This window comes from Spirochaetota bacterium (assembly GCA_034190085.1).
GTDB lineage: Bacteria > Spirochaetota > UBA4802 > UBA4802 > JAFGDQ01 > JAXHTS01.
The window spans coordinates 1-17,680 of sequence record JAXHTS010000072.1 but is presented as its reverse complement, the minus strand read 5'-3'; the positions used below and the strand labels follow the sequence as shown (position 1 = coordinate 17,680).

At 42.6% G+C, this 17,680-nt stretch carries 4 protein-coding genes; all 4 read left to right on the top strand.

The features are described from left to right. Nucleotides 1–318: 318 nt before the first annotated feature. The gene (locus SVZ03_14585) at nucleotides 319–7,200 is read left to right on the top strand and encodes an amino acid adenylation domain-containing protein (GenBank protein MDY6935439.1); all 6,882 of its coding nucleotides are present in this window, start codon (nucleotides 319–321) and stop codon (nucleotides 7,198–7,200) included. A 28-nt stretch (nucleotides 7,201–7,228) separates the two neighbouring features. Continuing rightward, nucleotides 7,229–11,749: an amino acid adenylation domain-containing protein gene (locus SVZ03_14580; protein MDY6935438.1), complete on the top strand. Its 4,521-nt coding sequence runs from the start codon at nucleotides 7,229–7,231 to the stop codon at nucleotides 11,747–11,749. An 18-nt stretch (nucleotides 11,750–11,767) separates the two neighbouring features. Continuing rightward, nucleotides 11,768–16,312 carry an amino acid adenylation domain-containing protein gene (locus SVZ03_14575; GenBank protein ID MDY6935437.1) on the top strand — a complete coding sequence of 1,515 codons (4,545 nt, stop codon included), beginning with the start codon at nucleotides 11,768–11,770 and terminating at the stop codon, nucleotides 16,310–16,312. Nucleotides 16,313–16,329: 17 nt separating this feature from the next. Then, nucleotides 16,330–17,680 (top strand): condensation domain-containing protein (locus SVZ03_14570; GenBank protein MDY6935436.1); only part of this gene is annotated, 1,351 nt, incomplete at its 3' end.

The window sequence follows — 17,680 nt, the reverse complement described above, 5'->3', positions numbered from 1 at the left end:
TTACCCTTCTAATATTGTTGTGGTTCGATCCATGATACTTCATTATTCAATTAAAGCAGGAAAGAGTTTCAAAGTAGTAATTGTAGATATTGAATTACATTATTTGTTGCCGATAGTTTTTTTTTTTATTATTTTAATAATATACTATCTTGATAAAGCTTAGTCAATTTTTATTAGTGTAATAATATAATATTATTAAATGAAAAAAGTCAGCTTGATAAATTATTATTGGTATTTTTACATGCCATTTCCCCAAAAATAAATAGTGGTTTTAGACAATACTTGGTTTATGCCTATTCAATGGGAGGATGAAAGTATATGATAAACAAAAGATCACTTGAATTGAAATATGTAGACTCGCCAGAAGAGGAGTATGGAGCTATAGACGCTAATGGGGATGGTTTAAGGCGATCGGATATTGTTGAGTATATCAATTCCTTGCCCTATGCAATTGCCAAGGGTGCGGTAGGTGGACATTGGCAAATTATCCCCTTGATTATTAAAACATTAGTTAATGTTTTAAGGGTAGCTTCTATTATAGCCCCTGATAAGGGAGTGTTGCATGTTGGTGAAGATGGTGCTGAAAGGAGACAGACCTATGCTGAGCTATTACAGAGCGCAAAGGCTGTTCTTGGGGGACTTCGAGATAGTGGTTTGAGGCCAGGTGATCAAGTGGTGCTTCAGGTTGATGATTCACCCTCCTTCCTCTCTGCATTTTGGGGATCACTGCTAGGGGGATTTGTGCCAGTCCCATTGCCAATCCCAGGAGGATTTCCCATAAGTGAGGGTATGGATCGAATTACAAGGGTATGTTCCATACTTGAAAGACCTTTCATCGTCACAGATCAAGAAATGGAGAATTATAAGGTCTTAGGGGATATAGAAATCAAGCAGGTAGATGAACTGCTTGAGCATGCTCCAGCAAGGGGTTATCATAGGGCAAAACCTGAAGATACAGCGATTTTAGTATTCTCATCCGGATCAACCGGTGACCCCAAGGGAGTGATGCTCAGTCACCGTAATATCCTTTCTGCCCTGGAAGCAGGTTCATTTAGTTTCATTGATGTTGGATCAGGCGATTATAGGCCTATTATTGGATTTATATTTCATGTCATTAAGCGCATGATTTGGAAGGATAAGAAGGCGGGATTCTTGAGAAGAGCTATATCATCTCTTTCTGAATCATCGGTTGGAAATTTTATTACAAGGACAAAACCTGGCAGAACAATTCTCGATACACTCCTAATATTAAGCGGATGTAAGGTCGCTCCCCTAGTGGCCCTCTCCTTTGATGATATCTGTTTAGCAAACTGGATGCCCTATTCACATGTATTGGGTTTAATTGGATTTCATTTGGGTCCAACAGGGAATGGGCTTCCACAGATTACTATTTCAACCAAAACCTTTGTTCAAAATCCAGCCCTATTTCTTAAATTAATTGAAAAATACAGGGTCACATATGTGCCATGCCCGAATTTTGCATGCCAGTGGCTTACTACACAGGTAAGCGATGAGGATATTGAGGGTCTTGATCTCTCATGCATAAAGATGTTGGGCAACGGATCGGAGCCAATATCTCCAAGTGTAACAAGAAGCTTTATTGATAAATTCAGCAAATACGGACTCGATCCTAAAGCCATGTGTATGAGTTATGGGATGTCTGAGGCCACAGTGGAGATCACCTTCCCTCATCTCTATGAGGAGGCTATATTTTATAGGGTAGATAAGAATCTTTTTTTTAAGGATAAGCTTATTTCCCCAACCACTATAGAAGAAGATAGCATAGAGATTGCAGATGTGGGCGCGCCTATTCAATGCATGATGGTCAGGATAGTGGATGATGATGATAGACTTCTTCATGAGAATATGGTCGGGCATATTCAGGTGAAGGGGCCAACCGTATCCAAGGGCTACTATAATTATCCTGATGCAAATGAAAATCTTTTCTGTGATGGTTGGATCAGAACCGGGGATATGGGCTTTATGATGAATGGAAGGGTGGCGATTACTGGGAGGCAGAAGGATATTATCTTTGTACATGGACAGAATCTATATGCCCATGATATTGAAGAGTATATCAAGAGAGTGCCTGGTATGGCCTACAGGGAGTTTGCAATTGCAGGCCTGAGGCATTATGAGTCAGATTCTGAGAAGATTATCCTCTTTATTAGAACAACAGAATCTAGGGATGCTATTGCTGGTTTGCTTTCACGTGTGAATAATGACTTAGTGGCTAACATGGGTATAACTATTGATTTTATAGTAACAGTAGATGAGATACCGAGGACACCTAGCGCAAAGGTGAAGAGATTCAAACTCAGAGAAGAGTTTGAGAATGATGAATTCACTAATGTCATATCATTGGATGATGTAACTGCTTTAGTTCATGAATCAATTGAGGGTGATGAGGGTGAACTCTCTGAGGTGGAGGAGGGTCTTATCAATATCTGGAAGGATGTTACTGGTGTAGAGGTTATAGGCAGGTTTGATAATTTTTTTGATCTTGGGGGAAATTCACTTAAGGCTACTAAGGTCGCTTCCAGAATACAGGAAGAATTTGCTGTTGATATTCCCATAAGGAGCCTTTTCGAGCATCAGAACATCGAGTCCCTTGCCAGCATAATAGATTCAATGATAGCAGTAGGCGCTGCCCGTAGGTTTCCACCTATTGTAGCATTGGAGTCAATGGATTACTACGAGGTGTCTCATGCTCAGAAGAGGTTGTGGTATCTTGATAAGGTTATTCCAAATAGCCCATTTTACAACATTCCTGCGGCTGTTCTCATAGAGAAGAGTCAGGTAGATATTGATATCCTCAAGAGGTCCATACATGCGGTGGTTGATAGGCACGAGAGCCTGCGGACTAGATTTGACACCATTGATGGCAAACCTGTACAGATAATTGCAGATACAATTGAAGCTGATATCAAAGAGATTGATATTTCTAATGAAAAGAGCCAGGAGAAGAGGCTTCAACATATCGTTGATGATGAGAAACTCAAGCCTTTTAACATCCAGGCTGGCCCCTTGTTCAGGGTGAGGATTGTCAAGATTTCCGATTACTCTCACGCAATTATTATTATTATGCATCACATCATATCAGACTTCTGGTCTATGGGGCTTCTGCTACAGGAGGTTCTGGGCAATTATTTTACCCTTCTCAACAACAATCCCTCTCCATTCCCAGAACTTAGGATTCAGTATAAGGAATTTGCGCATTGGCAGAATAGACTCATTGAAGGAGAAGGGATAGGGGATCAAGAGGAGTATTGGCTGCAGAATCTGCAAGGCGAACTCCCCCTTTTGGATCTTCCCACAGATAGGCCAAGGCCCGCAATACAGACACAGCGGGGGGAAACCCATAGGATGGTTATTGACATTGATAGCGCTAATAAAATAAAGGAATTTGCTAGGGATCAGGATGTTACCCCCTTTATGCTTACCCTGGCCATCTTCAAGGTTCTGCTACATAAACTTTCAGGTCAGGATGATATCATCATTGGCTCGCCCATTGCCAACAGAAATAATGCCAATATTGAGCCTCTCATCGGATTTTTTGTTAATGTGTTGCCAATGCGTTCTGATTTTTCCGATAACCCAATATTTTCCGATCTGCTCTTACAGATAAAGCGGACAGCCCTTGGAGCCTATGCCAACCAGGATTATCCCTTTGACAAACTTGTGGAGATACTCAATCCGGTGAGGGATATGAGCCGTTCCCCGGTCTTTGATGTGGTCTATGAGTATAGGGAGGGGCTTGATGTCTTTTTTGCTGGCCTTGACTCGGACGAGATATCCGTTAAGAATATCACGGGAGATGATCCCATGGCAAAATTCGATATCTTCGTCACGATCAATGATATCTCTGAAGAAATGATCATGCAGTTTGAGTACAATGCTGATCTCTTTAATAGACCGACCATTGAGCGTATAATGGGCTTTTTCCTCAATCTAATCAGGGAGATTCCAAAATCCCACAATAGGCCCATATCTGAGATTGACATGCTTTGCCCTAAGGAGAGGGCGGATATCCTATTTAAATTCAATAATACAGCAAGAGATTTTCCCAAGGATAAGTGCGTGCATGAACTCTTTGAGGAGCAGGTTAACATCTTTCCAGATAAGGATGCCTTAGTATTTGGCGATGACAGCATTAGCTATTCTCAACTAAACAAGATGTCCAACAGGATAGCCTGTCGCCTAAGGGAGCATGGGGTTGGCAGGGGAGAATACGTGGCTATTATTGTGGAGCGCTCCTTTGACATGATAGCTGGGGTGTTGGGCATTCTGAAGGCAGGCGGCGCATATGTTCCCATAGAATCGGAATATCCACTTTCACGGACAAAGTACATGTTGGATGAAATCCAAGCGCCGGTAGTGATTATCCATGAGCAATTCTTAGACACCTTGCCTGAATATGATGGTTATGTGATGTGCTTGGAGAGTTTTTGGAAGGAGGGCGAGACAATTGAGAGCGCTGATCTTAATAACATCAATAAACCCGATGATGTTGCCTATGTGATCTATACCTCAGGCTCCACTGGCAAGCCCAAGGGGGTTATGGTGCCCCATGTGGGAATATCAAGGCTTGTGAAAAATACGAATTTTGCGGATATCACACCTGAAGACAGATTTCTACAGATAGCCACCTTTGCCTTTGATGCAGCTACGCTGGAATTCTGGGGCCCGCTCTTAAATGGCGGCACCCTATTCTTGGCTAGGGGCAGTGATGTTACATCACCTGATGGGTTGGCTGACCTCCTTCTTTCTAACGATATCAGCATAATTTTTCTTACAGTTGTGCTGTACAATCAGCTTATTGATTTACGACCTGATGCAATATCGAAACTTAGAAGACTTCTTGTGGGAGGCGAGGCTTTATCTGTATCTCATATCAGGAAGGGATTGGGATTTGTCCTTCCTGGAGTTATATCCAATGGCTATGGCCCCACTGAGAACACAACATTCTCTTGCCATTATCCTGTAAAATCAGTTCCAGAGGGGGCTAACAGCATACCCATTGGATATCCCATTGCCAACTCTAGGGTATACATATTGGATAAATACCTGAAACCGGTTCCTATCGGGGTGCGCGGTGAGGTATTCCTTGGCGGTTACGGCCTTGCCAAGGGTTATCTTAATGATTCTGAAAAGACTGCCAATAGTTTTATCAAAAATCCCATTATGGATGTTGATGATCCTATACTTTATAGAACAGGGGATATAGGCAGATGGTTGCCTGATGGGAGTGTGGATTTTATGGGTCGTATTGACCATCAGGTAAAGGTTCGGGGGCATCGTATTGAACTGGGTGAGATAGAATCTGTAATGAGAGAGCATGGAAATATAAAGGACTGTGTGGTTGTGGTTAATGAGCTAGAGGGCGGGAATAAGGCGATTGTGGCCTATCATGTGTCTGAAGATGATGTGCCCATTGATGAATTGCGCTCTTTCATGAGGGATAGCCTGCCGGATTATATGCTTCCCAACCTATTTATGAGGCTCGATGAATTGCCTTTAAACCAGAACGGCAAGGTTGACAGATCAGCCCTTCCAGAGCCCCATGGCATGCGTCCGGAGATGTCAACGGATTTTGTTGCGCCATCCGATGAGATACAGTCTATCATTGTCAAAACATGGGAAGATGTACTCGGTATAGAGGGGATAGGCGTTTGCGATAATTTTTTTGATCTTGGGGGTGACTCCATCATCAGCCTTCAGGTTGTAAGCAGGCTAAATCAGAGAGGATTCCTTCTGCAGCCCAAGGATATACTTCTTTATCAGACAATAGCGGAACTCTCCACAATTGTAGAGATCGCCAAGGGCGTGGAGGCTGAACAGGGACCGGTAGTTGGCACTGCCCCCCCTACACCGATACAGAGATGGTTTTTTGACCAAGGATTAGCAAATGAGAATCATTATAATCAGGCTTTGACCTTTAAATCCTCTTTCCCAATAGATGAGAATGCATTAAGGGTGAGTTTGCAGGCTATTGTTGATCACCATGATGTTTTAAGGGCGCGGTTTGTGGATGGAATGCTGGAATATAGGCCATTGGGTGAGGACGCTTTTCTTGTTGTAAGGGAGATTGAGGATGAGGCAGATTTGGGGGTTGAGGCGTGGTCGCTTCAGGGTTCCTATAATTTAGCTGATGGCCCTCTCTTTGGTGCAGGTCTGTATAGAAAGGGTGATGAGGATTATCTGCTGTTGGCAGCGCATCATCTTGTGACAGATGGCGTCTCTTGGAGGATTATATTAGAGGATTTGCTTTCATGTTATATGACAGCATCGAAGGATGGCAATATTATGTTGCCGGCTAAGACTACTTCCTTTATGGAATGGTCAAATAAACTTCAGGAGTATGCTGTAAGCATTCTATCTCAGGAGGAGGCTGACTATTGGGAGGTTATCCTTTCGAAGATACGACAGAGGTTTAGAATTGATCATGATCTGGGGCCTGATGATGTTGGCTCATCTGAGTGTGTGAGCGTTGAGCTTAGCAGAGAGAATACAGGAAGCCTGTTGAAGGATGCGCACAGGGCCTATAATACGAACATGAATGATCTTCTGCTTACAGCATTGATGAAAACCCTTCAGGGGTGGCTTGGCCGTGATGATGTAGCCTTTGATCTTGAGGCTCATGGCAGGGAGGAGGTGATAGAGGGTGTGGATATCTCCCGGACCGTTGGGTGGTTTACTTCAATGTATCCTGTCCTCTTCCAGTCAGATCGGGATTTAGACTTGTCATCGCGGATCAAGTATGTAAAGGAGGTGCTTCACAATATTCCCTACAGGGGATTTAATTATTGTGTATTTAAGTACATGTTAGGTAAAGGGTGGCCCTTAAATACTGGTTTAAGCTTTAATTATCTTGGCCAGGCCCTGCTGCCAGAGTCCTATGATGCGATTTCTCTTATTGAACATGAAGTACCAGGCACTATTGCGGATGAAAACATAAGACCCAATCTAATTGATGTGAATTGCATAGTAGTGGAGGATCAGCTTAGGATTAATTTTTCCTATAGCCGCAACAGATATAATAAAAGGACAATTGAAGAACTTGCGGATTTGTACAAGAGGGAACTCTCTGCAGTGATCCTTCACTGCCTTGATCCAGAGAGTTTCGATATTACACCATCGGATTTTGATCTGGTAAAGCTGGATCAGGGGGAGTTGGATGATTTGGCTGCATTTGAATAAATCTATGATGATCAATGGGGATTAAATATTGTATTTAACAAAGAAGAATATTGCTGATATATATCCCATGTCGCCTATGCAGCAGGGAATGATGTTTCATGCCTTGTTCGATCCGGAGGAGTCAACATACTTTGAGCAGTTCTGTTGTATCATCAAGGGCTCAATTGATCTGAATACCCTTGAGGATGCTTGGAATCATCTTATAGATCAGCACCCTGTATTCAGAACCGTCTTTAACTGGAAGGACGCGGTCAAACCTGTACAGATCGTATTGAGGGAGCGTCCAATCAAGATTGTGGTGCATGATCTTAAGGGTTTCGATAGTGAATCACAGCAGGAGAGAATAAGCCAATTTATCATATCAGATAGATCTATTCCCTTTGATCTGGCAAGGGGGCCGCTCATGCGGCTGAATGTGCTTGAGATAGGATTAGGGCAATATTATTTTATTTGGAGTTATCATCATATCCTGCTAGATGGGGGGTGTCTTACCCTTGTAATGAAGGACTTTTTAAGCTCATACCGCGCTTTGAAGAAGGGGGATCAACCACCGAGATTATCCAGACCTTTATATAAGAATTATATATCCTGGCTTGCCACACAGGATAAGGAGAAGGCCAATCGTTTCTGGAGAGAGTATTTACTAGGATTTGATACGCCCACACCCCTTCCCTGGAAGAACAAATCGACAATAAAAAAGCGTACTGTAGGTGAAAAGGTGTTCATATTCTCTGAGGATGTCACTCAGCGACTCGAGTCCTTTGCTCGTAGGGAGAGAATTACGATGAGCACATTATTTCAGTCTGCCTGGGCAATCTTACTGGGGCGTTATAGCAACACCGAGGATGTGGTCTTCGGATCAACAATTTATGGCAGACCAACTGATCTTCCTGGTTCTGAGGAGATGATCGGTCTATTTATCAATACTCTGCCTGTTAGGGCAGATCTATCCTCAACAGTATCCCATTTTCTTCAAGCTATTCAGAAACAATCCTTGAAGATGCAGGAGTATGCCTACTCTTTCCTTCCAGATATAAAGGCTTCTAGCTCATTACCTCAGCAGTGCGACATCTTTGACAGCATAGTCGTCTTTGAAAATTATCCAATAGATACTTTTTCACTTACCACAGATGATGATTTTAGTTTATCTGATATTAAGGCCCTAAATAGAACAAATTTTGATATTGTGCTGCTTGTATTACCCAAGACTGAGATGGAGGTATCTTTAGCATATGTGGAGGAATTCTTTGATGAAGAGAACCTAGAGGGGATGCTGAATCATTTGAATAATATCCTTTTGGGAATGATTAGGGATGATTCGCTTCTGGTATCACATCTTGAGATTCTCAGTCCTGAAGAGAAGAAAATGATACTCAGGGATTTTAATGCCACTTCACTGGAATATCCTCGGGAGAGGACATTGATCGAAGAGTTTGAATCTAATCTTGAGAAATTTGGATCTCAAAATGCGGTAGTGTTTGAGGATGATGTTTTAACCTTTGATGAGTTAAATACTCGCGCAAACATGTTAGCACATTATCTGATATCCCGAGGGGAAGAGACTAAATCACCGGTTGGCATGATGGTTACAACACCCATTGATAGCATTGTAGCTATAGTTGGTATTCTAAAGGCTGGAAGCCCATACCTGCCGATTGATCCTGATTTGCCGGAGGCTAGGATCAAATATATGATTGAGGAGAGCGGGGCAGATGCTGTGATCTGTATGGATGAGTTTCCCAATATCATCCCTGATGGGATAAAGATTGTGTCCTTAAATAGGGATTGGGATGCTATCAGCGAATTCAGTATCGAAAATCCGCGTCATATTGCCAACGCTGATGATATTGCATATATCATATACACTTCAGGTTCTACAGGAAAACCTAAGGGTATTCCTATACCTAATCGAGGTGTAGTTAATCTTGTCCATGCGCTTAATGACAGGATATATTCGAGCTACTATTCATCCTTGCGTATAGCGCAGTTGGCATCATTCAGCTTTGATGCATCAGTTCAGCAGATATTCGCGAGTCTACTCCTGGGACATGCCCTATATCCCATTCCCGGATACATGAAGAGGGATATGGAAACATTGATCCCCTATATATTGGAATATGAAATAGAGATTATTGATGGAACTCCCTCCTTATGGGAGTTGATGATATCCGCTGATATTATGAATAGGAAGGAACTTCGGTTAAAGCATATAATCATTGGCGGAGAGCCTTTATCTGTGGATATGGTTGAAAGGTTTCAAGCTGGGACATATGGCGATTCAGTTCTTTGGACCAATGTTTATGGGGTAACTGAGTGCAGTGTAGATTCAACCTCATTTTTAGTAGATATTGATGCTTGTCGCGGCTGTAGTAATATACCCATAGGCTCTCCTATTGCGAATACTCAAGTTTATATCCTTGATAGAAACATGATGCCGCTTCCCATTGGGGTGCCTGGGGAATTGTATATAGGCGGCGATGGTTTGGCAATGGGTTATTTAGAGAATCCGGATTTGACCAATGAACGGTTTATAGCCAATCCCTTCTGTGATACAGGCAAGCTATTCAAGACTGGGGACATGGGACAGTGGCTTCCTAATGGAGGGATCGAGTTTTTGGGGCGTATTGATTATCAGGTAAAGGTGCGGGGTTATAGGGTAGAGTTGGGCGAGGTGGAGCATATACTCCGTTCTCATTCTGGAGTGAATGATTGTGTGGTGGTGGATAGGGAGGACAAATCTGCCAGCAGATATTTGATTGCCTATTATGTTTCGGATAAGGATATTCCTATAGCTGATTTAAGGAGATTTTTGGGTAATTCCCTTCCGGATTACATGATACCCTTGAGATTTATTCGGTTAGAGGCATTGCCGTTAAATCGTAGCGGCAAGGTGGATAGGAGCACTTTACCTGAGATTGATATGGCGGTGCAGGGGAAGTGTGCCGACTATGTTGAGCCTCAGAATGAGTTGGAGAGTCTGCTGGCTGAGGTGTGGATGGAAGTCCTGAATATGGAGAGGATTGGTATATATGAGAATTTTTTTGATATTGGAGCAGATTCGATTATCAGCCTGCAGGTAGCGGGTAGGCTTAGGAAGCGAGGATATGAAATACGCCCAAGGGATATATTTGAGCATCAGAACATCAATCAGCTTGCCTCTGTAGCAAAGCGATCTGTTGCAGTTGATGATGAACAGGGGGTTGTTGTGGGAGAGGCTCCCCTTACTCCGATTCAGAGGTGGTTATTTGGCTTGGAACTTAAGAATGTGGATCATTTCAATCAAGCCTTATTGTTCAAGACTACTATTAATATAGATGAGGTTGCATTCAGGAATAGCGCCCAGGCCTTGCTAAATCATCATGATGCCTTGAGGATGCGTTTCCCCAATGGAATGCAGGATAACATGCCCCTGGGAGAGGTGATATATTTCGTAGTGAAAGACGTGGCAGATGAAGATGAACTACTGAAAGAGGTGAGCACTCTTCAAACCTCCTTTGATATATCAGATGGCCCGATTTTCGGGATTGGATTATATAGAAGGGACGGAGATAATTATCTATTATTAGCCGTTCATCATCTTGTGGTGGATGGCGTTTCTTGGAGGATATTGCTGGAGGATCTTTTCGCCCTTTACGATGGGGCTATTAATGGAGGAGCACCCATATTGCCTAAGAAGACTACTTCCTATAGGGAATGGGCGATTCGTTTAAAGGAGCATGTTCTTCAGCTTGATGCTACGGATGAGATATCCTTCTGGAGGGATGAATTAGCGGATGTGATAACCGATATACCCATTGATCATGATTTGGGAAAGAATGATATGGAATCAGCAGATGTTGTGATGATCGAAATCGGAGTGGAGAATACATCGAATCTCCTGAGGGATGCTCACAGGGCCTATAATACTGAAGTGAATGATCTTTTACTGGCAGCATTGATGAAGGCTCTGTCGGAATGGATGGGCAGGGATGATATAGTGATCGATCTTGAGGGTCATGGGCGCGAGGATGTGATGGATGGGATTGATTTATCTCGGACAGTGGGGTGGTTCACCACAATATTTCCTGTTGCCCTGCATGCGGAAATGAATACAGATATTGCAGAGCGGATCAAGTATGTTAAGGAGAAGCTTCGTTCTATTCCTCATAGGGGATTCAACTATTGTATTCTAAAGTACATAAAGGATTTTGACCTTCCCTTAAATACCGGTATCAGCTTTAATTACCTTGGTCAGGTGACGATTGAGGGGATTGATGGATCCTTTGAGTTGGCAAGAACGGATGTGCCGGGGATTATCGATTCAGAGAATATGAGGCCTAATCTCATAGATGTGATATGCATAGTGAAGGATTCCCTTCTCAGTATAAACATATTGTATAGCGCCAATAAGCATAAGAGAGAAACAATAGAGAATATTGCAGTAGCTTTCAGAGATGAGTTGTCAGCTGTTATTGCTCATTGCCTTTCTCCTGAGAGTTTCGATATAACCCCTTCGGATTTTAGTTTAGCAAATCTTAATCAGGAGGAACTGGATAGTCTCTATGAGTAGAGTCAGTGGAGGGAATTGATGCCTTTTGTTACTAAGGAAAATACACAGGATATTTATCCATTATCACCGACGCAGAAGGGGATACTCTTTCATTCTCTCTATGATGATAGTACTCCTGTATATTTTCAGCAACTAGCCTTTACAATCAATGGCCCTCTGGATATCGAGGCATTCAAAAGGGCTTGGAATCATATAATATCGATTACGCCTGTATTCAGAACAGTGTTCAAGTGGGCGAATCTAAAAGAACCCCTACAGATTGTACTAAAATCTTTTCCAATAGGGATTGATGTGCATGACATAGTTGATTGTGACTCACTTGAGCAGGGGCAGAGGATAGAGGATTTTCTTCAAAAGGACAGGGTAATGCCCTTTGATATGGAGAATGGCCCTCTCATCAGATTGAATCTATTCATGCTGGGAAATGAAAGACATCACTTTGTATGGAGTCATAATCACATCATTATTGATGGTTGGTGTCTGCCCATTGTGTTGAGGGATCTCTTTGATGCCTATATATCACAGAAATCTGGGAAACCACTGCCAAGACCCATGCGACGACCATATAAGGATTATATCGAATGGCTGCAAAATCAGGGGAGGGATGCTGTTTTTTCTTTCTGGAAGAATCATTTGGGCGACCTTGATACAGTAACACCCCTGCCGGTTGATAGGAGATTGAATCAATCACTAATAACAGATATTGCTGAAGAGGAACTGGAATTATCCGAAGAGATGACAGCCAAGGCGCTGGGGCTGACAAGGGTTGAGCATGTTACGCAGAATACCCTCCTACAGGCTGTTTGGGCGATTCTTCTATCATATTATAGTAATCGGGATGAGGTCGTCTTTGGCGCAACCTCTTCTGGAAGGCCTGCGGAACTCAATGGCTCTGATGAAATGTTGGGCCTTTTCATAAACACCCTTCCTCTCAGGATTCGGCTAAACCAGGATATGACCATACATGATCTACTTCACTACATCCAGAGACTCTCCCTTTCCATTCGGGAGTTTGAGCACTCATTCTTGCCAGATGTAAGGGCATGTAGCGCCCTTCCGCGATCACAGAATCTCTTTGAAAGCATAGTTGTCTTTGAAAATTATCCCCTTGAGTCCCTGGACGTCAGTCAGGATTTTGGATTTAGCATATCGGATATCAATACCTTTGAGATGACGAACTTTCCGCTGGTCTTGATCATAATACCCGGCTCGCGCATTAGAATCAGCATGCGCTACTATAAGGCTTTATTTAACAGGGATACAATACAACGCATGATAGGACATCTGCATCAGGTTCTCTCTTCAATATTGGATAATCCTGGAGTGAGGCTCTCTGATTTGACGATACTCACCCCGGGGGAGAGGGAAGGGATGCTGGTATCCTTTAATGATACTGCTAGTCCCTATCCAGAGGATATATGCGCACACCAGCTAATTGAGGAACAGGCAGGGAAGACGCCGGATGCCATTGCGGTGATATTCGAAGATGAAGCTGTCACCTATAGTGAGTTGAATGAGAGGGCCAACAGGCTTGCACACTATCTGAGGGAAAGGGGCATAAGGGAGGAGGCTAGGGTGGGCCTAATGATGTTTAGGTCTATTGATATGATTGTGGGAATACTAGGAATTTTAAAGGCAGGGGGCGCTTATGTGCCATTGGATCCTGAGTATCCCAAGTCAAGGCTTTCATATATGCTGAGTGATTGTTCTGCTGGAATAATATTATCGCATTTTGATTTGTTGGATAGGATTCCCTTTGGTAATGCCGAGATTCTTTGTTTGAATAGGGATTGGAATGATATAGCCAGAATGCCAGAGAGCACACCTGATATGGTTAATTCAAGCGATAATCTCGCTTATATAGTATATACATCCGGTTCCACGGGAGAGCCAAAGGGGATAGAGATAGAGCATAAAGGTCTGGTTAACTATATCACCTGGGCAGTGCGGTATTATGATATTGAAGGCCATGGGAATTTTCCTCTTTTCACATCTATCTCCTTTGACCTTACAGTGACCTCTATCTTTGTGCCTCTTGCTTCTGGTGGGAGTATAGATATTCAACCTGGAGAGATTGATCCTGTTGCGTTAGTAGAGCGAGTGATCTGCAGTGATAGGTGTGATATTGCGAAGTTGACTCCATCCCATTTGGAGATTGCAGATCGTCTAACAGATAGCAATCCAACGAATTTCACGAGATTAAATCGATTAATAATCGGAGGTGACGCTCTTTCAGCAGCAATCTCTAAATCAATGCTGAAGAAAAATCCAGATTTAACAATATATAATGAGTATGGACCAGCTGAGACCGTTGTCGGGTGTATTGTATACAGTTTCAATAAACTTGATCCTAATTGCGCCAATGTTCCCATTGGCAAGCCTATTGCAAACACAAGGATATATATTTTGGATAGACAGATGCGTTTGATGCCAATAGGCATGGCCGGTGAAATCTATATATCCAGTCCGGGTGTAGCCAGAGGGTATTTGAATAAGCCTGATATCACATCAACATGCTTTGTTAATAACCCCTTTATCAAGGGTGAAAGGATCTATCGTACAGGTGATATTGGTAGATGGTTGCCTGATGGAAATGTTGAATTTTTGGGTAGAATAGATCATCAGATAAAGATCAGGGGTAATCGGGTTGAGCTTGGAGAGGTGGAGGCTGTACTATCAAATTATAATGCTATATCAGATTGTGTTGTTGTGGATCGTGATGATAGGTCGGATGGCAAGTGTCTAGTTGCCTACTATGTGTCTGAGGATGAATTGTCAACGTCTGAACTCAGGTTGCATATTATGGAGAGTTTGCCTGAGTTTATGGTCCCCTCGAGGTTTGTCCATATTGAGAACCTACCCTTGACACCCAACGGCAAGATCGATCGTGATGCCCTGCCTGATGTTGGCAGTATTCGTCCCCTTGTTGATGTTGAGTTTGTGGCCCCGAGGAATGATATGGAAGGTGTGCTTGTTCGGGTTTGGCAGAGCGTATTGGGACTTGAGAGGGTGGGCGTGTATGATAATTTTTTTGAACTTGGTGGCGATTCCATAATCAGCCTTCAGGTTGTCGGGGGTTTGAAGAGGGATGGCTATGATATAAGGCCTAGAGATATATTTGAGCGTCAGACTATTGCGGAGCTTGCCCCTGTTGTAGAAGAGTCCATGGATATAAAGAAGGATAATGAATTTATTCCGGGAGTGTCATCTCTCATTCCAATACAGAGGTGGTTTTTTTCTTTAGGGCTTTCAAATGAGAATTATTACAATCAGTCCTTGGTGTTTAGATCCAATACAGCTATAGATGAGATTGCATTAAAAAAAAGCCTGCAAGCTATTCTTGATCATCATGATGCCCTTAGGATGAGATTTATGGATCACAACCAAGAATGCCTGCAGCCGGGTGAAGTCATTCATTGTATAGTCAAGAATATAGAAGATCAGGATGAACTTGAAGAAATGATTAATGGTCTGCAGTGTACCCTTAATATAACCGATGGGCCTATATTTGGAGCGGGACTCTGCAGAATGCATGGAACGGATTACCTTGTATTGATATGTCATCACCTTGTGATGGATGGAGTATCTTGGCGGATATTGCTGGAGGATCTTCTCGAATGTTATATGATGGCCCTAAAGGGATTGGATCTCCTATTGCCAGCCAAGACAATGTCATTCAGGGAATGGGCTATCAGGCTTGATGATTATGCCGCTGCCTTTAATGTGCTGGATGAAGTCGAATATTGGAAGAAAGAGCTTTCTGCTCTTATACCTGAATTTCCAATAGATCATGATTTTGGCAGCAATGATATGGCATCAACAGAGGTTATAAGGATGGAGTTTTGTGAAGAGATGACATCTTTTCTTTTGAGAGATGCTCACAGTTCCTATAATACTGATATTAATGATCTGTTGCTTACCGCTTTGATGAGGGCACTGCAACAATGGACAGGCCATGATGCAGTATTGATTGATCTTGAGGGTCATGGCAGGGAGGATGTGATTGTGGGTGTAGATGTTTCGAGAACCGTGGGGTGGTTTACTTCACTCTTTCCTGTAGTGCTGAATGTTTGTCGTGATGAGCATATAGGGACTCAGATTAAGTATGTGAAGGAGCACATTCGTTCCATCCCGCATAAGGGATTCAACTATGGTGTGCTTAAGCACATGAGGGATGATAATTTGATACCGGATAGCACTTCTCAGGTCCTCTTTAATTATCTGGGACAGCTAAATATCGCTGGACTCCAAGGCTCACTTGAGCTTTCCGATGAAACCAACAAGGTGATGGCCAGTGATCTGAATAATATCAGAACGCATCTAATTGATATCAGTTGCAGGATTGAAAATGGGAGACTGTTGTTATTTGTGGCTTGCAGCAGGAATAAATATAGATATGAGACAATACATGGGTTTATTCAGGAGCTGAAAGGAGAGATCGAGAATGTAGTTCAACATTGTATGGAAACAGATCGTGAAGGCTACACTCCTTCTGATTTTTCCCTTGCTGATATATCTCAGGAGCAATTGGATGACCTCATTGATGAATTACAGGAAGCATGATATGAGGAAGATAGTGTATGGCTGTGAATCGGGTAAGTAGCAATATTGAAGATATTTATTCCTTATCGCCTATGCAGAAGGGGATGCTTTTCCATTGCCTTTATGCGCCAGATTCCTATATCTACTCAGAGCGTAGCACCCTCACCATTGAAGGGGGTCTTGATATCGATGCCCTTAAGAGGGCCTGGGAACACCTCTGCCAGAGCCATCCCTTATTTAGAACTGTATTCAAATGGGAAAATGTTAATGATCTCATCCAGATTGTATTAAAGAAAAAGAGTCCAGGCTTTGAAATATACGATTTATCCTCATTTGATGAGGATGAACGCAGTAAAAGAAAAAAGGACCTTCTTGATGCTGACAAACGTAAGAACTTTGACCTCGCTAAGGGGCCGCTTATGAGGTTGAATGTCCTTATTTTGGGCAACAATAAATTTTTTATTTCATGGTCCTATCATCACATCCTAATTGATGGCTGGTGTCAGTCGTTGGTGATGAGAGACCTCTTCGTCTCCTATATCGCGATTAAGGGTGGAGAACCTTTACCGGATATTAGGCGTCCACAATATAAGCACTATATCAATTGGTTGAAAAAACAGGATACAGGGGCCTCGAATAGGTATTGGGCAGAATTGCTTCAGGATTTTAATCAACCAACTTCAATATCTATAGAGAATAGGTCTAAGGATCCCATTAACGTTGAAATCGCAAAGCATACCATATTATTATCAGAGGATGTAACCACGGCTCTTCAGGAGTGCGGGCGATTGATGCATGTAACGCTTAACACCCTAATACAGGGGGCTTGGGCAATTCTACTTAGCAGATATAGCATGCAGGAAGATGTAGTCTTTGGCGTGACCATTTCCGGAAGACCTTCTTCTCTTCCAGGTTCAGATGAGATGATAGGTCTATTTATAAATACTCTTCCAGTAAGGGCTAGGATCGATCGTTTTGATACACTTCAGGATCTGTTGACGGATCTCCAATCGCAATCTCTGAGGATACAGGAATTCGGCTATTCTCTTTTAACTGATGTAAAGGCTTGCAGCGCAGTGCCGGGCGATGTTGATCTCTTTAAAAGCATTATTGTGTATGAGAATTATCCAACTGACTTCAAGGATATAGTAGATGATGGGTCAATGCGCATTATTGATAATAGTATTGAAGAGATGACCAGTTTTGATTTGGCTCTTCTTGTCATACCTGGATCACAGCTTGAAATGACTCTGCAATATGCTACGGATCTTTTTGATTCAGCTATGATAAGCCGGGTACTTTTTCACCTTGAGCAGATATTGCGGGTGTTAGTTTCTGATCCTGGGTTAAGTGTTAGCGATGTTGATATGCTGACTTCTGATGAGCGTT